Genomic DNA, 20,472 nt, shown 5'->3' with positions numbered 1-20,472 from the left:
TACTCATCGATATTTCATCATAATGGGGAGGGCTTTGGTAATGGGAACCGGCGGTTTGCCGGAGAGCAGGGCGGCCTGATCCAGCATTGTTGTCTTGCCAGCGTAAAATCGCTCGATCAATGCCTGATCTTTTCTGTAAGTATGTTCCAGCGTAAGATATCGTTTATCCGGTTTTGCTGCTTTGAACATCATCGCGCATAACATCCGATAGAATTTCCCTGTTTGCCAGTGAGATGCGGAATATTCATAAAGCATATCATCAAGTTTCTTCTGTGCAATTATAGGCATCTCGGCAATTTTTATTGCTGTCCGCACGGCCATGGGCAGGGAATAGCTGGTCACCGGGTGGACGAGCGCAGCCCGGGCACCGACTTTCGCGTTCGCGCTATTAACGTTATTCCAAAAAGCATCAAAATCGCCGCCGTATAATACTGGCAAGCAACCATGCTCGCTGCGGGTTATTTCGGTGATCTTCCACTCTTGGTCCGCTGCATAGCTAGCAATGCGCTGATGGAGAGCATCCTGATCCAAATCGCGATCATCGGAATAATAGGTGTCTTCGACAAAAATTTCTCTGTCGCCAAACGGCAGGCAATAGACGAAGCGGTAGCCGTCAATCTGGTCAACCGTAGCGTCCATGATGATAGGGCGGTCAACACCATGGGGCTTTTCGAGCCGCAGCATCTGGCCGCAGAATTTTTGCCAGCCATATTCCAGAGCCGAGATATCACCGCCACCGCGCGCATCAATCACGGCTTTGGCAGCAATCTGATCGCCGTTTTCCAGCGTGACCAGGCCTTTTTCCATTGCCGCAATCTTGTGGCCGGCTTTCAAACTGGCTTTGGGCAACATCTTTCGCAGTATTTTGTCAAAATGGTCCGATGTAACGGAGCGATATCCGGTTCCGAAGCTGCGGCTGTATTTTGGAAAATGCACATCATAACTATCCCAACTCTGCGAAATCAGAGGTTCAACCAGCCAGCGATGTTCCGGTTCAATATCGGTTTCGAAGAATGACCAGATATGATTGCCACCAAAATGATTGTCCGCCTCGATCAGCGCGATCTCCAGTTCCGGGCGCAATTTTTGCAATGCCAATGCGACAAGACCGCCCGCCAATCCGCCACCTGCAATCGCAAGATCATATTGATTGGAGACGGGCGTGTTTTTAGGCATGACCGGGCCTTAGCGGAAGGTTCGTTTATGGGGAAGCCTGTCTGAAGGCATGTAGGGTCGTGCTCGCCTTAACTCTTGCTCCCCGGCATTAGTGCGCATACCTCACAAATATGGAATTTGTTGTCCTCATAGCGATCTCGGCATTCGCCATGACCTTAATCATCGGCGTGCGCTATCTTTTGAGTAGTGGTTTTTTCGCATGGCTTACCGGGCGCAAGCACCCCGGTCGCTATGACACTCTGAAATCCCAGATTTCGCGGGAAATACGCTGGTCGCTAGCGTCTGCCGCGATTTACGGCATACCTGCGGGCGTCGTCGCATGGGGCTGGCAGAATGCTGGTTGGACGCAGATATACATTGATCCTAATATGTACCCGATATGGTATTTGCCCTTATCGCTTTTTCTCTATCTTTTTCTCCATGACACCTGGTTTTACTGGACCCATCGGCTGTTTCACCGGCCAAACTGGTTCAAGCTGGCGCACGCCGTCCACCACGATAGCCGTCCGCCGACCGCTTGGGCAGCAATGAGCTTTCACCCGATTGAGGCTGTGAGCGGCGCAATTGTGATTCCGGCTCTGGTTATCGCAGTTCCGATTCATGTCGGCGTATTGGGGGTGGTGCTGCTGATCATGACGGTTATGGGTGTCACCAATCATATGGGATGGGAAATGTTCCCGCGCTGGCTGGTTCAGGGCAGGTTAGGGCGCGGACTGATAACTGCGACCCATCACGAGAAACACCACGAGTTGTACAGGGGTAATTATGGGTTATATTTTAGGTTCTGGGACAAGGTCTGTGGCACTGATATCGGGCTTGGGTCTTTTGATGGCGCTACCGCTGAGCGGACTGGCAGCTAATCAGGGAGCGGGCGCATCGCTGGCGACCGTCGCCGTTTCGATCTCGAATATCCGCTCTCAAAAGGGCGACGTGCTGGTTTGCCTGAGCAATAATCCCAAATATTTCCCTGACTGCAGCAAGGACAAGGCTGCTCGCAAAATCAAGGTTTCGGCGGCCAACGCAGGGAATGTGAAAATAACCGGCGTAAAGCCCGGCACTTATGCGATCGCCCTGGTTCACGACGAAAACGCCAATGGAAAGATGGACTTGCGCCTGTTTTTACCGCGCGAGGGTTTTGGTTTCTCCCGCAATCCAAAAATCGGCATGGGACCGCCCAAGTTTAAATCCGCCCAGTTCACAGTGGGTCAGGACGATGCGGATTATGCCGTGACGATGAAGTATATTTTGTAGCGCGCAAAGATTTACCTAGGAACTAACGCGATTTCAGCGCATTATGTTTCTATGAAAAAAGTCGAAAAAACTAACACCGCTGCATTTGTCCGCACCATTTTCATGGGCTCATTTCTATTCGCTTCCGCGCCAGCTTTTGCGCTACAAGGCCCGCCGGATATGGCCGACAGCGTTTTTGACGATACCTATGTCACCGTCGGTTTGGGCGGCAGCTATAGCCCTAGCTATGACGGGTCTGATGATTACACATTCTCGGTACTGCCGGTCGTCACTGGCAGCGTGAAGGGCATTGATTTTACGCCGCGCGGTCCCGGTTTTGCGATCAATGTGATTCCAGACCGCGACAATGCAAAGATCGATTTTCTATTCGGCCCTGTGATCACCGCGAGCTTTGACCGGGTGAATGACATCAAGGATACGGTGGTTGAACGTCTTGGCGAACTGGATACCGCGATTGAAGTTGGCCCGTCGGCAGGCATCAAGATCAACCGCATCACCAACCCGTTTGACTCGCTGACCGCAGCAGTCGACGTGAAATGGGACGTCGCTGGTGCGCACAAGGGCAGGGTCATCGCACCGAGCCTTACGTTTTTTACGCCGGTCAGTCGCGGTGCTGCGATAAGTCTGTCGGCCAACGCAGAGCATGTTGATGATAATTTTGCCAATTACTATTACAGCATCTCTGCTGCGGGAAGCGCCGCAAGCGGATTGCCCACTTACGCTGCCGATAGCGGCTGGAAAAGTATCGGTGCGAATGCTTTTGGCGTGATTGACCTCGATGGCAATGCGCTTAACGGCGGCTTTGGCATTATTGTGCTTGGCGGTTACAGCCGCCTGCTTGGCGATGCCAAGCGTTCGCCTATAACATCCATTCGCGGCAGTGCTGACCAGTGGTTTGGCGCGCTGGGGCTGGGATATACTTTCTAGATGATGATCGGTTCAGATCGCCAACCGGCTTGATATTGACCACGGTTCGGTCGCAGTTTAACTGAATGGTTAAATATTTTCACTCGATGGGATTGGACCAGCCTTATGAACGCGATCACGATTGATAAAGATGCCCTGAAAGCAAAATATGCCGAGGAACGCGACAAGCGTCTTCGCGGTGATGGCTCGGCGCAATATGTGCGGCTGGAAAGTGAATTTTCCGACCTCGCTACCGATCCCTATACGCCGCGCAAGGAGCGCGATCCTGTCACCGATCATGTTACATTTGCATTTATCGGCGGCGGCTTTGCCGGCCTAGTGGTTGGCGGGCGGCTGAAAGAGGCTGGCATCGAGGATGTCCGCATCATCGAAAAGGGCGGCGATTTTGGTGGCACTTGGTATTGGAACCGCTATCCCGGTGCACAGTGTGATACGGCCTCGATGATCTACATGCCGTTGCTCGAGGAAACCGGGCATGTTCCAACCGAAAAATATGCCCATGCACCGGAAATCCGCGATCATTGCTCACGGATTGGCAATCATTTCGGGCTTTATGAAAAGGCGCTTTTCCATACCGAAGTAAACGATCTGGAATGGGATGAAGCGCAGAAGGTGTGGATTATACGCACCAGTCGCGGCGATGCATTTACCGCGAAATATATCGGCATGGGCACAGGCCCGCTGCATGTTGCAAAGCTTCCCGGTCTTCCGGGAATCGAGAATTTCAAAGGCAAGTCGTTCCACACCAGCCGCTGGGACTATGCATATACTGGTGGCAATCCCGAAGGCGCGCCGCAGGATAAACTTGCCGACAAGCGCGTCGCAATAATTGGCACCGGCGCAACAGCGGTGCAGTGCATTCCACATCTCGCCAAGTCTGCCAAAGAATTGCTGGTGTTCCAGCGTACCCCATCAAGTGTGGATCGTCGTGACAATGCGCCGATTGAGGAAGACTGGTTCTCCGATGTCGCCGAAGAAGGCTGGCAGAGGAAGTGGCAGGAAAATTTTGCCGCGAATTTGGGTGTCGGATTCCCTGCAGAAGATCTGGTCAATGACGGCTGGACCGACCTCGCCAAACGCGTTCGCGCCAACTTGAAAGAAGTACCGCCGAGTGAATGGACACCGGAGCGTATGCTGGAATCATTCGAAGATTCCGACTTTCAAAAAATGGAAGAAATCCGTCAGCGCGCAGCGGAATTGGTGGACGATCCGGACACCGGCGAAAACCTGAAAGCCTGGTACAGGCAGCTATGTAAGCGTCCCTGCTTTCACGACGAATATCTGCAGGCCTTTAACGAACCGGCGACGCGCTTGATCGACACCGATGGCAAGGGCGTTGAGCGTATCACCGAAAATGGCGTCTATGCGGGCGGTCAGGAATATGAAGTCGATTGCATCATCTATGCCTCTGGCTTCGAAGTCTCGCTCGATTCTGTTTCCAGAGCAGGCTTCGACGTGACCGGCAAAGGTGGGTTGAAACTATCCAGGCATTGGGAAGAAGGCATGCGCACCAGACACGGACTGCATATGGCCGGTTTCCCCAACGCGTTCATGGTCCAGCCAACACAGGCCGCCAATTTTATCGCCAATGTTCCCCACAATATTGTCGATCATGCTGATACCATTGCGACGATCGTATCTCATGCCGAGCGTCAGGGGCATCAGACTGTTGAAGTCACGGCAGAAGCCGAACAGGCGTGGCTTGATTTTCTTGACACCGGTTTGGGCGTCAATATCGGAAATACCGAGTGTACGCCGGGATATTATAACAATGAGGGGGTCGGCTGGGGCGACAATACTCGCTTCATGCAGGGGCATCCGCATGGAGCAATGGCTTTTTTCAACTATATGGACGGGTGGCGGAAATCGGGCGAATTTGAAGGATTGGAATTTCGGTAATTTCGCGTTCGTACTGCGGGACAGCCAGCGATGACGTTTTACAGTTTTATTAACAGCATTAACCATCGCTCAGAAAATTCATGACTTTTCAGCCGATTTTGCTAATATCATTGCAGGAGAAATACCATGGGCAATGCGGCGAACATCACTGGCTGGATCACCTTTTTCATCGGCCTATACAGTGTCGCCGCCGGCATTGGCGAGTTTCGCCGTCCGGGTTTTTGGGCGAGCATGGTCCGTGAAGTGCGCGCCAGCAGCGCGATCCGTTTTTTGGTCGGCATGGTTACCATCGCGATCGGCGCGGCGATTTATCTCACCAATCCCTATAATCCGAAAGATATACTCTCCATCCTGATTACCGTCATGGGTGCGTTTATCTTTCTCGAAGGGGCCGTTATCCTTGCTTTTGGCGACTGGTTTCTGGGCGTGGCTGGCAAGATGATGAATGCGGGCAACAAGATTTGGGCCGGGCTGTCGATCGTCATCGGTGTTGCCGCAATTTTCGTCGCGCTGGTGCGTTTGCAGGTTTGACCGGCGCGCTGTTTAAACGCGCAACATTATCCACTGGACGTTTTATCGATATCCGCTAGACTTGCGATCATCCCCGGGGAGTCGCCATCCCATCAAATTTTGATGGGACTCGTAAATGCGTCTGAGAGGCAGGAGTAACGACCTGCGACCCGCTGAACCTGATCCGGCCCCCGTAAAAAGGGCTTACCGGCGGAGGGAGGGAGCGGTTTTCATCCTAGAACCCCGCCCTCGTTCCGAAATGCAAAAGGAACGAATGATATGGCCGATCTCCCCGCAAAAACCGAAATTGGTGTAACTACCGGACCCATTCGCGGTTCGAAAAAAGTGCATGTAGCAGCGCATTCAGGCTCCGGTATTCGCGTGGCGATGCGGGAAATTCATCTGGAGGGCGGCGAGGCGCCGGTGCGCGTTTATGATACGTCCGGGCCTTATACCGATCCCGAGGCGCTCATTGATATTACCACCGGCCTGAACGAACTGCGCAGCCCGTGGATTATAGCGCGCGGCGATGTTGAGGAAGTGGACCAGCGGGAGATTAAACCGGAAGATAATGGCCAGCTTGGCCCTGATCGCTCCGGCGGTGTGGACCCGTTCCCGAACGTGCGGCGCAAGGTTCTCCGCGCCAAGGCGGGCAAAAATGTCTCCCAGATGCACTATGCGCGTCAGGGGATTATCACCCCCGAAATGGAATATGTCGCCGAGCGTGAAAATCTCGGGCGCGAGCGATTGAAAGAATACACCCGCGATGGCGAGAGTTTCGGCGCGGCGATCCCCGATTATGTGACACCCGAATTTGTGCGGGACGAGATTGCACGGGGCCGCGCGATTATCCCGAATAACATCAACCATCCTGAATCCGAACCGATGGCGATCGGGCGCAATTTCCTGGTGAAGATCAACGCCAATATCGGTAACTCGGCGGTGGCTTCTGATGTGGCGGCGGAAGTCGACAAGATGGTCTGGTCGATCCGCTGGGGCGCGGACACGGTTATGGATCTCTCCACTGGCCGTAATATTCACGACACCCGCGAATGGATAATCCGCAATTCGCCCGTGCCAATCGGCACTGTGCCGATCTATCAGGCGCTGGAGAAAGTCGGCGGCGTGGCGGAAGACCTGACCTGGGAAATTTTTCGCGATACGCTGATCGAACAGGCGGAGCAGGGCGTCGATTATTTCACCATCCATGCCGGCGTGCGGTTGCCCTATGTGCCGATGGCAGCGAAACGCGTTACCGGCATCGTCTCGCGCGGCGGGTCGATCATGGCGAAATGGTGCCTCGCACATCACAAGGAAAGCTTCCTCTACGAACATTTCGACGACATTACAGAAATCATGAAGGCCTATGACATCGCCTATTCACTCGGCGATGGCCTGCGCCCCGGCTCGATTGCGGACGCGAATGATGAGGCGCAATTCAGCGAGCTCTACACGCTGGGCGAGCTCACCCACCGCGCGTGGAAGTCGGATGTGCAGGTGATGATCGAGGGCCCCGGCCATGTGCCGATGCACAAGATCAAGGAGAATATGGAAAAGCAGCTCGAAGTCTGCGGCGAAGCGCCTTTCTATACGCTCGGCCCCCTTACCACCGACATCGCGCCCGGCTATGACCATATCACCAGCGGCATCGGCGCGGCGCAGATCGGCTGGTACGGCACCGCGATGCTTTGCTATGTCACGCCCAAGGAACATCTGGGCCTGCCCGATCGCGACGATGTGAAGGTCGGCGTGGTGACCTATAAGCTCGCGGCCCACGCCGCTGATCTGGCAAAGGGCCATCCGGCGGCACAGGTCCGCGATGATGCGCTGTCCAAGGCGCGGTTTGAATTCCGCTGGCGGGATCAATTCAATCTGTCGCTCGACCCCGACACAGCCGAAGAATATCACGACCAGACCCTCCCGGCGGAAGGCGCAAAGACCGCGCATTTCTGCTCCATGTGCGGGCCGAAATTCTGCAGCATGAAAATATCGCAAGAGGTCCGCGACTTCGCCAGCAAGCAAAACCAGAGCGCCGAAGGCTTTATCGCGTCCGAGAAATTGGGCGCAGACACCGCAGCAGCCAGCAAGGCCGCAGCCGAAGAAGGCATGCGCGAAATGGCGAAGGTTTATAAGGACAAGGGCGAGCGGTTGTACTTGCCGGAGGATGAGGTTGGGGAAGTGGCGGAGTAATTGTGGAGTTGCAAGGCATACCTCGCGAACAACGTGCTCAACACTTGCGCCATCGGTTCCAGCCTGAACGCTTATTGCGAGACATAGAGGCAGCTACCTTGCCCAATAGACCCTTCGTTGAATTGATAGGGATCAAGGCGCAGGTCAACGACTGCGAGGAATTTGAAAGTGTTCACGTTCGCGAGTTCAAGGATCACTTGCAGACCGATCCCGCTATCACGGAACAGATTCGTCCGTTGGTCAAGCTAGGATTTCGCTTTCGCTGGACGGGTTATACTGACCCGACTGGGGTGGAATGCTGTCTTGCCATCGTGCGAGATGAAAAGGCTGAGCGTAAGTTGCGCGAACTGGTCGAAGGGCCACTCGAGGAGGAAGGGCCCGACAAGCGGCAATTACCACTTATTTGACTTTCGACTCTTTCGTCATGCTGAACTCGTTTCAGCATCTCCTCCGATTGAGCGCCATCCCCGTGGAGATCCTGAAACAAGTTCAGGATGACCAGATATAATTTTTGGAATATATTTTGACAGTTTCGGACTGAAGGATGCGCGAAATTTCAAAGATACGTAGGCACTAGGGTTGTCAGCTTCTTTTTGGGAGTTACGGTGACAGGTGCAACAACCCCCAATCCCCAAAAACCCTTTCCTACACATCCCCACATAACCTACCGTCCGTCCCATGACAGACACTCCAAATCCACGGCCCGCAAAATGCCGCCACCTGATCTCCCGCATCCCCGCCTTCACGCCGGTCCCGCTGCGCATGTCATTGGATGAAATCCACCTATTCGATTTTTAGAAACCTGATTCACTTCGTAGTTTATCGAGAAGGTTACAGTGCTCGGACCATTTCTCGCGCGCAAGCAAGCCTAAATTTTCATACATCTTACCCTGAATTGCGACCACCTTTTCCGTAGAGACTTTTCCACTGGTGCTCGCTTCAGCCAAATCGTCTTGCCATTGCAAAGAATATTCTTTTGTCGACTTGTCGTCTTTACATATGGGGTGTTCACCGCCTGAGCAGCTGACCATTGTTCCTGCCAAAAGCAGCGTTGTCACCGTCTGGATATATTATTTCATCGCAAATCCTTTTCAACAAATTTCTTTCTACGTAGCCTGATAATCGCACTTTCTTTTGATAACTTTAATATTGGTAAGCTTTTCTAGCATTTACTTCTCAGCGATTTTCTAAAATCGAACGGGTATGAGGGCAACGAGTTTTAAGCGCCCAACCCCCTTTCCTACAACCCCCCACATAACCTACCGTCCGTCTCATGACAGACACCCCAAATCCCCGACCCGCAAAAAGCCCCCAAAAAACTGGACATCACCCGATCTCCCGCTTGCCCGCCTTCACGCCGGTCCCGCTGCGCGCGCGGAAGGATGGGTGGACGCCGCTGCCAATTTCCAATCCAAACTTGACATTTCACCAAGATGTCATATATAAGTGACAATGTATCGCATCGAACAGACCGAAGAGTTTGCTGACTGGCTCGACGGGCTGCGCGATCGTGGCGCACAGGCAAAAATTGCTACGCGGCTGGTGCGGGTGCAGTCGGGATTGCTGGGTGACTGGAAATCGCTTGGCGACGGGGTGAGTGAGTTGCGGATATCATATGGTCCGGGCTATCGTTTATATTATACGATGCGCGGGCAGACTGTCATTTTCCTGCTCTGCGGCAGCGACAAGAAAGGGCAGGCGAAAGCGATAAAGAGAGCCAAGGAGATGGCCAAACAAATTTGATATGCAAGGACGAGGCTAACCTTGGGAAGATAAGCCGAATTTTGGATGATGAAATGGCAAAATTGAAAACCAAGCCCTTTGATGCGGCAAAATATATTACCGAACCAGAGCATGTCGTGGATTTGCTCAACGACGCGCTGGAAAGCGGAGAGGCGGGTTATATCGCCAATGCGCTTGGCGTCGTTGCGCGCAGTGAAGGCATGACTGCCATTGCCGAAAAGTCCGGCGTGAAGCGGCAGGCGCTATACCGCTCGCTGAGTGAAGACGGCAACCCGACGCTGGAAACATTGCTGGGTGTTCTGGGTGCGCTGGATTTGCGGTTAACGGTGAAGGAAGGCGCTACGAAAGCGGCTTGAACTCCACTAAATTTCGTCATTGCGAGGAGCTTTAGCGACGCGGCAATCCAGAGTTGCTATGCACCGCTCTGGATTGCCGCGCTACGCTCGCAATGACGGAACACCCTTTCCTACACACCCCCACATAATCTACCGTCCGTCCCATGACAGACACGCCATATTCCCGGCCCGCAAAACGCCCCCACAAAACGAGACATCACCCGATCTCCCGCTTGCCCGCTTTCACGACGGTCCCGCTGCGCGCCCGGAAGGACGGGTGGACGCCGCTGCGGCAGGCGGAGTTTATCGGTGTGCTGGCGGAGACGCGGTCGGTGAGCGCGGCGGCTGCTTTTGTGGGCATGAGCCGGGAGAGTGCCTATCGCCTGCGCCGCAAGCCGGGGGCAGGGGCGTTTGTTGCGGTCTGGGATGACATTATGGGAACTTCAAAGGTCAAATCAAAGGGGCCGCTGCCAAAGGTCACACTCGAACCGGTTTTCCAGCGCATCTTACAGGACCGCTACCGCCCGGTGATGCGCGGCGGAAAATATGTCGGGACAATCCAGAAACCCGATAATGCAGCGCTTTTGCGGGGACTGGCGCAGCTTGACCGGAGCGATCTGGTAAAGCGCGATGGTTGCGAATTGCCAGAAGTTTTGGCGAAAGGTCACAGAAAATAAAACGAGCCGTTGGTGTGACCCTTGTGCTAATCTTTTTTCCGTTGAGACGATTATGCAAGAAAACCATATAGACAGAGGAGACTATCATGCGCCTTTCCGCATTAACTGCCACTATCGCCGCCACCTTGCTCACCAGCGCCCCGCTCCATGCGAAGGATGCCAAGGACGTACTCATGCCCGAGGACCCGCAGGGCCTGGCGTTTCAAAATGCGGTCGGTTTTGCCGATGCAGTGATTGCGGATGACACCGTCTATCTTTCCGGCGTCGTTGCCAGCCCCAATCCGGGCGAGACTGACCTGAAGCCCGCCTATGAACGCGCCTTTGCCCGCATTGGCCGGACGCTGGAGCGCGCGGGGGTCGGCTGGGATGACGTGGTTGATCTGACGACTTTTCACACCGATCTCGCGGCGCAGATCAATGATTTCGCCGAAGTCAAAAGTCGCTATATCAAGGCGCCATTCCCCGCCTGGACCGCGATTGGCATAGCGGCGCTTTACGAGCCGATTGGCGTGGTGGAAATCAAGATTGTGGCGCAGCGGGCGGGTGACGGTGAAGCTATTGTCGCACGCCTGGACAAAGTGAGGGTTGAGAGCACGGAGCAGGCGCGATAAAAATTCACCGTTCGCCCGGAGCCTGTGGAAGGGTGCCAGTTGAGAGAAGATGTGCTTGCCAATGGCTGACATACGGCCCCGCAACCCGCATGGCCGATATCATGGGACTGGACGGACAGCCGCACCAATCCCGAGTCCAACCGCTCAAGCGACCCGCGCAATAGGCTCTGCACCTGCATCGGCACCCGTATCGGAATCGGCACAAACAACCCGATTGCGGCCTTGCGCCTTGGCGACATACATCGCGGCGTCGGCGCATTTGAACAGGTCTGAAAAAGCTTGAGCAGTTCCCGATGCGACGCCGAAGGAGGCCGTGACCGTCAGTTCGGTCGGCCAGTTTTCATCGCGCAATTTGGCAATGGCGAGGCGCAGCTGTTCGGCGATGGCGGCTGGCTGAATCGCGGTGGATTGGGGGATGGCGACGAGAAATTCCTCACCGCCCCATCTTGCAGCGATAGCTTCTGGCGCGGCATTGGCGAGCGTTTCGCTCAGGCAATGGCCCACGGCATGGAGAACGGAATCGCCCCGGTCGTGACCGAACTGGTCGTTGATCGCCTTAAACTTGTCGATATCGAGCAGCATCACCGCAATCTGCCTGCCGGCCAGCGTCGCGATATGCTCCTTCATCGCGGCGCTGTTGAGCAGGCCGGTGAGGCTGTCATGCCGCGATAGCCATGACGTGCGATCAAGCTCCTGTTCCAGTCTTTCGCTGAGCCGGACAACCTCAATCTGCGCGCGGCAGCTTTTATGCGCCTGCAGGTTGATCGCCTTGATAATCACAAACAGTCCGGCAATCATGAAGGTGAGGGCGGGGCTGGAAAAGTTGCTGAGCGGGAAACCGAGCGCCAGCGCGCAGGTTACGACCGCCGCCGCAAATCCTCCGAGCAAAGGAAAGGCAATACCGGCAATCGGGGCAGCGAGCAGGACGGAAACGGTCATCGAAACAAGTATCGTAATCCACGCCGTCAACGCCGCATCGGAGGAACCGATAATCGGGCCGATATAGAGCAGGATAATGGCCCAGATAGCTCCTGCAGCGGCCTCGGCAAACATCCAGAGGTTATGGCGGATCCGCGGGAAGGGTTTCGATTCCAGGACTTTTCGCAGCCTTTGCGAAGTAACAGCAATGGCACCCTGGGCAATGCATTGCAGACCCAGAAGCAGCCAGATGGTAGAGGTGTTGGGCAGGTTGTCAGCGAGCCAAGCGATCACACCGACGGGCACCATGACGCTGAGTTGTCCCGCAACGCGCCGTTCCAGACCGTCGCGCAGCAATTGACGACTGACTTCGCTGTCGCTGACCATCCTGTGACGATCACTTTTCTGCTCTAATGCCATCGCCATTTCTATCCCGATTATTTTCTATCGGAAAGGCATAGTGAAATATGGATAACGGATGGTTAAGGCGCCGAGAAAAACAGGTTCCAATGACAGGTGCAATAATCCCGCAGCCGATTAAGGAAACAGCCGATTTTTTGATTGGATCAAAAGGCTCTTTCCTACATCAGTCTGAATAAATTAGTGTCCGTCTCATGACAGACAAATCAAATATTTCCCGCAGCCCTGACTTCACGCTCCTCCCGGTTTGCGCGCGTCACAACGATTGGGCACCGGATAATCAGGCACTTCTGACCGTGCGAGCACAGCTGGATCGGGTCGCTCCGGCGGAATACGACGGGGGTGATCCAGCGAGAGATCATGGCAAACAAAAAGGCCGTTTGGCTTAATCTTGGGCGTACCGAGCTGACTGTTCCGGCAGGCGACTATAGTCCGCTATGGTAGCCGAACTTTTGCCAGAGCTTGCCGCCCTTGATCTTGATCTCGGCAATGTTGCGGCTGCCGGTTCTGAAGAAATAATTGTCGATCGGGCCGGCTTTGAAATTATTGGTCGAGTGGTGGCTGGCGTGGCATCCCGTGATATGCTCAACCTGTTCAAGGCTCATACCATTACGGACCTGGTTCCACTGCGCCGGGGTTATCCGGTCGCATTGGCCAGCCGGTTTAATGTCATTTTCCGGATGTGCGGCGACCGGCGTTGCGGCGAGCGCGCTTGCGGTCAATATGGCAGCGGCTGAAATGCTTAATTTGGACATGATATTTCCCCTCCATTGGCGGCAGGTCACAACGGCTCGCAATCGCCGGATAAATGATCCTGCATTTGTCGTCCATCCCATCACGAACGATTTTTTACACTTAAAACCGGAAACATGTACGAAATATGACTGCTATCGTTGTAACATGTTCATTTTCGCGTTGGGGGTGACAGCGCGATCTGGGGGATGCATAGTCCGGTCCATGACTATCGCAATCCGTCCAGAAACGCCTGCTGATCACGCAGCGATCTACGATATCACCAAACGGGCCTTTGCGCCGATGCCGTATTCCGATGGCGATGAGCAGGATCTGATTGACCGGTTGCGCAATGCAAGCGCGCTGGCAATTTCGCTGGTTGCGGAGCAGGATGGTGCAGTGGTCGGGCAGGTGACTTTTACTGAGGCCTTTGCGGCAGATGGTTCGGACGGCTGGTATGCACTCGGGCCGGTTGCGGTCGAGCCGGAATTGCAGAGCCGGAAAATCGGTGCGCAGTTGATTGAGGCGGGCATCGCCTTACTGTGTGAGCGCGGCGCAGCGGGCTGTGTGTTAGTTGGCAATCCTGCATATTATGGCCGCTTTGGTTTCAAGCCATTCCCGGAGCTCTGTCCCAAGGGAGAGCCGACGGAATCTTTTCAGATCCTGCCGCTTGGTGTCGCAGGGCCTAGCGCCGTTATCAGCTTCCACCCGCTATTTCATAGCGATCAACAATGAAATGAGAACCCAATGCCGGAAAGCCTGTTTAAAGCCATCATCATAGCCGCTGCGGTAATATTTGCGCTTATATTTTGTGCGGTCGTCATCCCGGCGCTGATCGCCGAGCCGGATGTGGTCGGTGCCTTTGCCGCCGGGTTCGTCAACCCATATTCCAGCGGCTATTCATCAGATGTGCTCGCCTGTTGGGCCATATTGGCGGCGTGGATCGCTTACGAGGCCCGAGCGCTCGGCATCCGGCATGGCTGGATATGTGCAGTGCTCGGGATCATCCCGGGAGTAGCGGTCGGTTTCGCCTTGTATCTGCTGATGCGGATGCGGCAATTGAACGGGCGGGAGGTTTGATCGTTCTCTGGTATAGTATCGTAATGCCTCGCTTTTTGACTAAGATGATAGTTTTCTATACACCTGCAAAATAAAAAACGGTCGCCCGAGTTAGTATCTGTTGAGCTGCTTCAAAAGAGGGAAAGACCATGACAAAATTATCTGACCATTTCACGCTGGAAGAATTCACCAAATCGCAAACCGCGATCCGGCGCGGAATTGACAATCAACCGAGCGCAACCCAGTCGGACCGTTTAAAATTGTTGTGTGAAAAAGTGCTGGAACCTGTTCGCGTCCACTATGACAAACCTGTACGGATCAGCTCCGGTTTTCGGTCAGAATCATTAAATTGGGCCATCGGCGGATCGCAGACCAGCCAGCACAGCAAGGGAGAGGCGGCGGATTTCGAGATCAAGGGCGTCTCCAACCAAGATGTCGCCGAATGGATTCGCGATAATCTGGAGTTTGACCAACTTATTCTTGAGGGCGCGAAACCCGATGATCCGAATGCCGGGTGGATCCACGTCAGCTATAGTAAATCCAGAGCCCGCCAGATGGCGATGACAGCGACTTTCATTGGCGGTCGGGCGAAGTACAGTAACGGGTTGGCTTAAAAACGGGCCTTTGGTGTAATCTTTGGAGGATGACGCGTGAAGCTGAGGTGATCGGCCGTTAAAAGGTGCCGGGGACTTCGCGCTGGGCCGGCGTTGGCTGTTGCGGCATCAGCAATTCGCGGCGTTCTTCCACAGCCGCAAATTTACCACGTTGTGCTGCATTTTGTCCGGCAACTGCGCCCGGCTGGCTGCTGGTAATAGGTGTGCAGGATGCGCCGGAGAGATAGCCCAGCGCGCGGGCGGTGGAGGCCTCAGCAGGGTTGCCCAGCGCGAGGGTAAAGTCATCGGCGGCATTGCAGCTATTGGTCAGCGAGCTAGCAAGGCCGGAAAAATAATTGGCGTTGCCAGCCGAATTTTCGGTGGTGAAGGCAACCACGCGCAGCCGGTCATCACAGGCGGCCTGATCCAGTCCAATCTGGCCTACCGGTTTGCCGAAAGTATTGGTGCCGACCAGCGCCATATTGGCATCGAGCGAGGGAATCATCGCGTTGATAACCAGCTCGCTGGCCGATGCCGAGCTGCCGGTAGTTATAAACGCGACTTTTGTCGGGCTAATCGATTGGGATTGCGGGCGGAAATTGCGGGTGACATTATTGGATGATTTGCTCGCCCGATAGCGGGTGACGCCCTGCACATCGCTGGTGACACGGGCACCACCCAGCAGATCGGCAAACAGCTCCGCCGTGCGAACCAGACCGCCGCCATTATACCGCAGGTCAATCACCAGCTCGGTGACGCCGGCGGCGCGAAATTGTTCGAACGCATTGCGCAGCTGCGGCTCCGCGCTGTCGATGAAGGTGCGCAGGTTAATATATCCGGTTTTGGTGCCGCCGTTGTCGATGATCTGGACGCCATATCGGGGAGAGATGGGCTGGATATCAAAGGTGGCCTTGGTGACCGTGACGGTGGTCTCATTGCCGCCAGCATCACGGATCCGCAGCACGCGGCTGGTGCCCGCAGTCGAAGGGCCGAGCGCGCTGCTGACGGCTTGGGCGCCGCCGCTTGCAAACAGGCTGGTCACGCTTTGGATATTGGCCGCTATGGTGCCGATGCCGGTGATTTCCGAACCCCGGTCGATCCCGGCAGCAAGAGCAGGTGCCCCTTCAAACGCCTCAATCACAAACACGCGGGAGGCGGCGCTGTCATAGCTCAGCCGGATGCCAAAACCTGCTGTCGCGCCGGAAGCGAGGAACGCGTTTTCTTCAGCGATGGAGGTGATGAAGGTAAAGAAGCGGTCGCGGTTTTGGCTGCGCGCCGTTGCAGTCAGTGCATCGACATATTCTTGCACAGTAGCAAAAGGGGCCGGGCTCAAGGTAGCGGGAAGGGTCTCAGGGAAGAGATACCATTCGTCGAGTTGCGCCTTCACCCAGTTTTGTCGGGAGACCAGCGAGCACGTCGAGCCTCCACCGGTTGGCGCGGGCGTCGCGCCGCCACCGCTGTTTATCGGGAGGGTGACATTGCTGGCACCGGTTCCGCCACCGCCACCGCAAGCGCTCAGCATCGCAGCCAGTGCCAGAACCGAAGGAAATTTACCTATGCCCATGATGCCCCCAATACGCTTTACTGCCAGCGGGATTAGCTATCGCAAGCTTAACCCAATATGATCGGTAGTGGTAGCGGTGTTAAGAGGGTGCACGTAAATATTTGTGACAAGAAAAATCCGCCGACATTGCTGCCGACGGATAGTCTTTTCCTCCCCAGGAAAACTTTTGAACGTCAGGCGTTTCCAGTTCCGGCGGACAAGGGGGATGTGCCGCCGGAACTAGAGCGGTTTATCCGAACTGGTTCATGGTGTTATGCTTGCCGCCTGCCTTCAGCGCAGCTTCACCGGCAAAATATTCTTTGTGATCATCGCCAATGTCGCTGCCGGACATATTCTGGTGTTTCACACAAGCGATACCCTCGCGGATTTCCTTGCGCTGCACGCCCAGGACATATCCGAGCATTCCTGCATCGCCGAAATATTCCTTGGCGAGGTTGTCAGTAGAAAGCGCCGCTGTGTGATAGGTTGGCAAAGTGATCAGGTGATGGAAAATACCAGCCCTTTTCGCGCCATCAGCCTGAAATGTGCGAATGCGTTTATCTGCCGCTTCACCAAGCTCGGTATCGTCATATTCTTCGCTCATCAGGTTGTCGCGATCATATTCCGACACATCCAGACCTTCGGATTTCATCGCATCAAACACCTGCTGGCGGAAGTTTAGCGTCCAGTTGAACGAAGGTGAGTTATTATAAACGAGTTTCGCGTTGGGAATGACTTCGCGAATCCGGTCCATCATGCCGGCAATCTGCTCAACATGGGGTTTTTCGGTTTCAATCCACAGCAAGTCAGCGCCATTTTGCAGCGAAGTGATACTGTCCAGTACGCAGCGGTCTTCTCCGGTTCCGGCACGGAACTGAAAAAGGTTGGATGGCAAACGTTTCGGGCGCAGCATCTTGCCGTCGCGGTTAAGAATGACATCGCCATTTTTCGCGGTGGATGGATCAATTTCTTCGCAATCGAGGAAGCTGTTATATTGGTCACCCAGGTCGCCGGGCTCGTTGCTCACCGCAATCTGCTTGGTCAGGCCAGCACCCAGCGAGTCGGTGCGGGTGACAATGATACCATCATCAACGCCCAGTTCGAGGAAGGCATAGCGGCAAGCGCGGATCTTGGCGAGGAAGTCCTCGTGTGGAACAGTAACCTTGCCGTCCTGATGACCACATTGTTTTTCATCGGAAACCTGGTTCTCAATCTGCAAAGCACAGGCTCCGGCTTCAATCATCTTCTTGGCAAGCAAATAAGTTGCTTCGGCATTACCAAAGCCGGCATCAATATCCGCAATGATCGGAACAACATGAGTCTGGAAATTCTCGACCTTGTCCATCGCCGCTTTTTCAGCTGCGCTGTCGCCAGCATCCCGCGCTGCGTCGATGTCGCGGAAGAGCCCACCCAGTTCGCGGGCATCGGCCTGACGGAGGAATGTGTAAAGCTCTTCAATCAGTGCAGGAACGGACGTTTTCTCGTGCATGGATTGGTCGGGCAACGGGCCAAATTCGCTGCGCAACGCGGCAACCATCCAGCCGGAGAGATAGAGGTAACGGCGCTTGGTATCGCCAAAATGTTTCTTGATTGAGATCATTTTCTGCTGCGCGATAAATCCGTGCCAGCAGCCCAGAGACTGGGTATATTTGGAACTGTCGGCATCATAGGCGGCCATGTCTTCACGCATGATTGCGGCGGTATATTTCGCAATGTCGAGGCCGGTCTTGAAGCGGTTTTGCAATTGCATCCGCGCAACGGACTCGGCATCAATGCCGGTCCAGGTGCCGTCTTTGCTATTGATCAGCTGCTCGCTGGACTTTTTAAAATCTTGGTAGGACATGATATTTTCCTTCTGGGGAGTAGGATGTAAGTTATGCTGTCAATTTATTTTCAGCTGCTGATTGAGGGAATGCCTGCTTTTCCGATTCGCCGCCACATGAAATTGTCAATTTTCGTGTCGTTCTGTCGGTAAAAGAGAGAAAATACTTGTAAATTTGTCACATACTTGACAAAAATATCCGAGCTTCTCGGTTTTTTGTCTAAGTCCTGGTGTTCAGGGCTTCAAAAAGTTAGCCTAGGGCTGGAATAATCCAGACGATGGATAGCACAATTATGGCTAGAAGAAGTGAAGCGGCCAGGACCCATCGAACTTGGTGAGGTTTACGCGGAATATTTGCAGCTTCGCGTTCCGTAACTTCGATTTTGTCGCCGTCGGGTTTCATATTTAACTCCTGTTTGCACTATCATATGCGCCGTTATAGCATGCCTGTGTCTACTTTACGACCGGAAGCGAGAGTAGGAATGCCTGTTCTGCGCAACTAACTCTTTCCTTGCGTATGATGCGCATATCAAACTAGTCAGTGTGATCAGCGTCAACAGAATGCTAGTACAACGCAGCAGGGGAGAAAATTTGACGGAAGCCACAGCGTCTTACGTGTCGGGACAGAAGCCGTCTTTTTGGACAAAACTGGCTTATGGCTTTGGGTCCGCAGCATATGGCGTCAAGGACGCCGGGCTCAAATATTTTCTGTTATTATTTTATGCCCAAGTCGTCGGTATGGACGCGCGGCTGGTTAGCTTTGCAATCCTGATCGCACTGGTGGCAGATGCCCTTAGTGATCCGATCATGGGCTATTGGTCTGACAATTTTCGGTCCAAATGGGGGCGCAGGCACCCCTTCATGTATGCCGCAGCAGTCCCTGTGGCACTGAGCTATTATTTCATCTGGACGCCGCCGGAAGGGTGGAGCGATCAGGCCTTGTTCTGGTATATCGTGATACTGGTGATTATCACGCGCACGTTCATTACAGTTTACGAGACGCCCAGCGCTGCACTTGCCCCTGAATTGACGACAGATTATGACGAGCGCAGCAGCATCCTCAGTTTTCGCTATTTCTTTGCCTGGTTTGGCGGCAATGCGATGTCTGTCATCGCGTTCGCGTTGATTTTCCCGGCCTTTGTTACGGTTGCTATCACAAACGGACAATTTAACCCTGATGCCTATGCCTTTTACGGACTGTTCGGATCTTTGGTTATGTTCGGTGCGATTATGATTTCAGCGCTTGGTACGCACCACTATATTCCCCGCCTTCGCAAAGCACCGCCGAAAAGGGACATGACCCTGAAGATGATCTTCAAGGAGATTTATCAGACGGTATCCAGCAGCTCCTTTTTCGCGCTGTTTTTCGCTTCGCTGCTTGGCTATACGGCGAGCGGGCTGGCGGCTGGTTTGGCGTTTTATTTCTCAACATATTACTGGGGTTTCAATTCGGCGCAGATCGGCGCGATCACCTTTGGCGTCTTTCTCTCTGCGTTCATTGGTGGCGCTCTGGCACCAATTATCACGAGGAAGATCGGCAAAAAACGTGGCGCTATCATCATCGGTCTTATCGCGTTTACTGGCGCTCCCATGCCCATATTCCTGCGTCTGATCGACGTATTGCCAGCAAACGGTACACCGGAGATTTTCTGGATTATTTTGGTGGCCAACACAATCGATGTGGGTTTGATCGTTTGCTACCAGATATTGGCGGCATCGATGATGGCAGATCTCGTAGAACAGGGCGAGATGAAGACCGGCAATCGTTCCGAAGGGCTGTTCTTCGCAGCGGCAACCTTCATGAGGAAATTTGGCGAAGGCTTCGGGATTGTCGTCGCAGGCTTTGTCATTTCGGCCGTTGGTCTGGCGGCAGGCGCGCAGCAGGGCGAAGTTTCGGATGATACCTTGTGGTTGCTCGGCGCGGTCTACGTGCCGGTCATTCTGGCGATATGGCTGACCATGGTCGCGATTATCGGATTTTACCGGATCGACCGGAATAAACATGAGCAAACCGTGCGTGATCTGGCAGATCGGGCAGCGACAAATAGCGTCACTTGAATTTGGCT

At 54.3% G+C, this 20,472-nt stretch carries 22 protein-coding genes; 16 read left to right on the top strand and 6 right to left on the bottom strand.

Annotated elements, in window-relative coordinates:
* Positions 1 to 3 precede the first annotated feature (3 nt).
* Positions 4 to 1,176, bottom strand: coding sequence for a lycopene beta-cyclase CrtY (crtY, locus tag HF685_RS04900; protein ID WP_168818542.1), 1,173 nt, complete (start codon positions 1,174 to 1,176; stop codon positions 4 to 6).
* Positions 1,177 to 1,286: 110 nt separating this feature from the next.
* Between crtY and HF685_RS04895 the strand changes: the two genes are divergently transcribed.
* From HF685_RS04895 to HF685_RS04865, 7 genes are all read left to right on the top strand, one after another.
* Positions 1,287 to 2,036, top strand: a complete 750-nt coding sequence (locus HF685_RS04895) for a sterol desaturase family protein (RefSeq protein ID WP_168818541.1) — start codon at positions 1,287 to 1,289, stop codon at positions 2,034 to 2,036.
* Positions 2,005 to 2,427 (top strand): DUF2141 domain-containing protein, encoded by a 423-nt coding sequence (locus tag HF685_RS04890; RefSeq protein ID WP_168818540.1) that lies wholly within the window; start codon positions 2,005 to 2,007, stop codon positions 2,425 to 2,427. Before HF685_RS04895 ends, HF685_RS04890 begins: the two co-directional genes overlap by 32 nt.
* A gap of 51 nt (positions 2,428 to 2,478) precedes the next feature.
* Positions 2,479 to 3,354, top strand: coding sequence for a MipA/OmpV family protein (locus HF685_RS04885; RefSeq protein ID WP_246218755.1), 876 nt, complete (start codon positions 2,479 to 2,481; stop codon positions 3,352 to 3,354).
* Positions 3,355 to 3,459: 105 nt separating this feature from the next.
* A complete protein-coding gene (locus HF685_RS04880) occupies positions 3,460 to 5,253 on the top strand; it encodes a flavin-containing monooxygenase (protein ID WP_168818539.1) in 1,794 nt (597 codons plus the stop codon).
* A gap of 126 nt (positions 5,254 to 5,379) precedes the next feature.
* Positions 5,380 to 5,784 carry a hypothetical protein gene (locus HF685_RS04875; protein WP_168818538.1) on the top strand — a complete coding sequence of 135 codons (405 nt, stop codon included), beginning with the start codon at positions 5,380 to 5,382 and terminating at the stop codon, positions 5,782 to 5,784.
* 258 nt (positions 5,785 to 6,042) lie between these two features.
* Positions 6,043 to 7,953, top strand: coding sequence for a phosphomethylpyrimidine synthase ThiC (gene thiC / locus HF685_RS04870; protein ID WP_168818537.1), 1,911 nt, complete (start codon positions 6,043 to 6,045; stop codon positions 7,951 to 7,953).
* 98 nt (positions 7,954 to 8,051) lie between these two features.
* Entirely contained in the window at positions 8,052 to 8,360 is a 309-nt protein-coding gene (locus HF685_RS04865) for a hypothetical protein (protein ID WP_168818536.1), read from the top strand.
* 387 nt (positions 8,361 to 8,747) lie between these two features.
* On the opposite strand, the gene HF685_RS04860 is transcribed toward HF685_RS04865, so the two are convergent.
* A complete protein-coding gene (locus HF685_RS04860; protein WP_168818535.1) occupies positions 8,748 to 9,011 on the bottom strand; it encodes a hypothetical protein in 264 nt (87 codons plus the stop codon).
* Between the two features lie 394 nt (positions 9,012 to 9,405).
* Between HF685_RS04860 and HF685_RS04855 the strand changes: the two genes are divergently transcribed.
* From HF685_RS04855 to HF685_RS04840, 4 genes are all read left to right on the top strand, one after another.
* Positions 9,406 to 9,696, top strand: coding sequence for a type II toxin-antitoxin system RelE/ParE family toxin (locus HF685_RS04855; RefSeq protein ID WP_168818534.1), 291 nt, complete (start codon positions 9,406 to 9,408; stop codon positions 9,694 to 9,696).
* Between the two features lie 53 nt (positions 9,697 to 9,749).
* A complete protein-coding gene (locus HF685_RS04850; protein WP_168818533.1) occupies positions 9,750 to 10,052 on the top strand; it encodes an addiction module antidote protein in 303 nt (100 codons plus the stop codon).
* 143 nt (positions 10,053 to 10,195) lie between these two features.
* Entirely contained in the window at positions 10,196 to 10,708 is a 513-nt protein-coding gene (locus tag HF685_RS04845) for a hypothetical protein (protein ID WP_168818532.1), read from the top strand.
* 86 nt (positions 10,709 to 10,794) lie between these two features.
* Positions 10,795 to 11,319, top strand: coding sequence for a Rid family hydrolase (locus HF685_RS04840; protein WP_168818531.1), 525 nt, complete (start codon positions 10,795 to 10,797; stop codon positions 11,317 to 11,319).
* Between the two features lie 144 nt (positions 11,320 to 11,463).
* On the opposite strand, the gene HF685_RS04835 is transcribed toward HF685_RS04840, so the two are convergent.
* On the bottom strand, positions 11,464 to 12,663 hold the full coding sequence (locus HF685_RS04835; RefSeq protein ID WP_168818530.1) for a GGDEF domain-containing protein: 1,200 nt from the start codon (positions 12,661 to 12,663) through the stop codon (positions 11,464 to 11,466).
* 188 nt (positions 12,664 to 12,851) lie between these two features.
* On the opposite strand from HF685_RS04835, the gene HF685_RS16075 reads away from it, so the two are divergent.
* A complete protein-coding gene (locus HF685_RS16075; RefSeq protein ID WP_211051356.1) occupies positions 12,852 to 13,046 on the top strand; it encodes a hypothetical protein in 195 nt (64 codons plus the stop codon).
* A 36-nt stretch (positions 13,047 to 13,082) separates the two neighbouring features.
* Here HF685_RS16075 and HF685_RS04830 read toward each other — a convergent pair whose 3' ends face one another.
* The gene (locus tag HF685_RS04830) at positions 13,083 to 13,412 is read right to left on the bottom strand and encodes a hypothetical protein (RefSeq protein ID WP_168818529.1); all 330 of its coding nucleotides are present in this window, start codon (positions 13,410 to 13,412) and stop codon (positions 13,083 to 13,085) included.
* Positions 13,413 to 13,614: 202 nt separating this feature from the next.
* Between HF685_RS04830 and HF685_RS04825 the strand changes: the two genes are divergently transcribed.
* The 3 genes from HF685_RS04825 (at position 13,615) to HF685_RS04815 (ending at position 15,062) form a co-directional block, all read left to right on the top strand.
* Positions 13,615 to 14,124 (top strand): GNAT family N-acetyltransferase, encoded by a 510-nt coding sequence (locus tag HF685_RS04825; RefSeq protein WP_168818528.1) that lies wholly within the window; start codon positions 13,615 to 13,617, stop codon positions 14,122 to 14,124.
* Positions 14,125 to 14,136: 12 nt separating this feature from the next.
* Positions 14,137 to 14,469, top strand: a complete 333-nt coding sequence (locus tag HF685_RS04820; RefSeq protein WP_168818527.1) for a DUF2834 domain-containing protein — start codon at positions 14,137 to 14,139, stop codon at positions 14,467 to 14,469.
* Positions 14,470 to 14,597: 128 nt separating this feature from the next.
* Entirely contained in the window at positions 14,598 to 15,062 is a 465-nt protein-coding gene (locus tag HF685_RS04815; protein WP_168818526.1) for a D-Ala-D-Ala carboxypeptidase family metallohydrolase, read from the top strand.
* Between the two features lie 58 nt (positions 15,063 to 15,120).
* On the opposite strand, the gene HF685_RS04810 is transcribed toward HF685_RS04815, so the two are convergent.
* Positions 15,121 to 16,605, bottom strand: a complete 1,485-nt coding sequence (locus tag HF685_RS04810; protein WP_168818525.1) for a S41 family peptidase — start codon at positions 16,603 to 16,605, stop codon at positions 15,121 to 15,123.
* 229 nt (positions 16,606 to 16,834) lie between these two features.
* Positions 16,835 to 18,427: an isocitrate lyase gene (locus HF685_RS04805; protein WP_168818524.1), complete on the bottom strand. Its 1,593-nt coding sequence runs from the start codon at positions 18,425 to 18,427 to the stop codon at positions 16,835 to 16,837.
* Between the two features lie 570 nt (positions 18,428 to 18,997).
* Here HF685_RS04805 and HF685_RS04800 point away from each other — a divergent pair.
* Complete coding sequence (locus HF685_RS04800) at positions 18,998 to 20,464, top strand: MFS transporter (RefSeq protein ID WP_246218754.1); 1,467 nt, start codon at positions 18,998 to 19,000, stop codon at positions 20,462 to 20,464.
* The last annotated feature ends 8 nt before the right edge of the window (positions 20,465 to 20,472 follow it).

The sequence above is a fragment of the Parasphingorhabdus halotolerans genome, from assembly GCF_012516475.1.
GTDB classification, from domain to species: Bacteria; Pseudomonadota; Alphaproteobacteria; order Sphingomonadales; family Sphingomonadaceae; genus Parasphingorhabdus; species Parasphingorhabdus halotolerans.
This window is presented reverse-complemented; position numbering and strand designations above follow the sequence as displayed.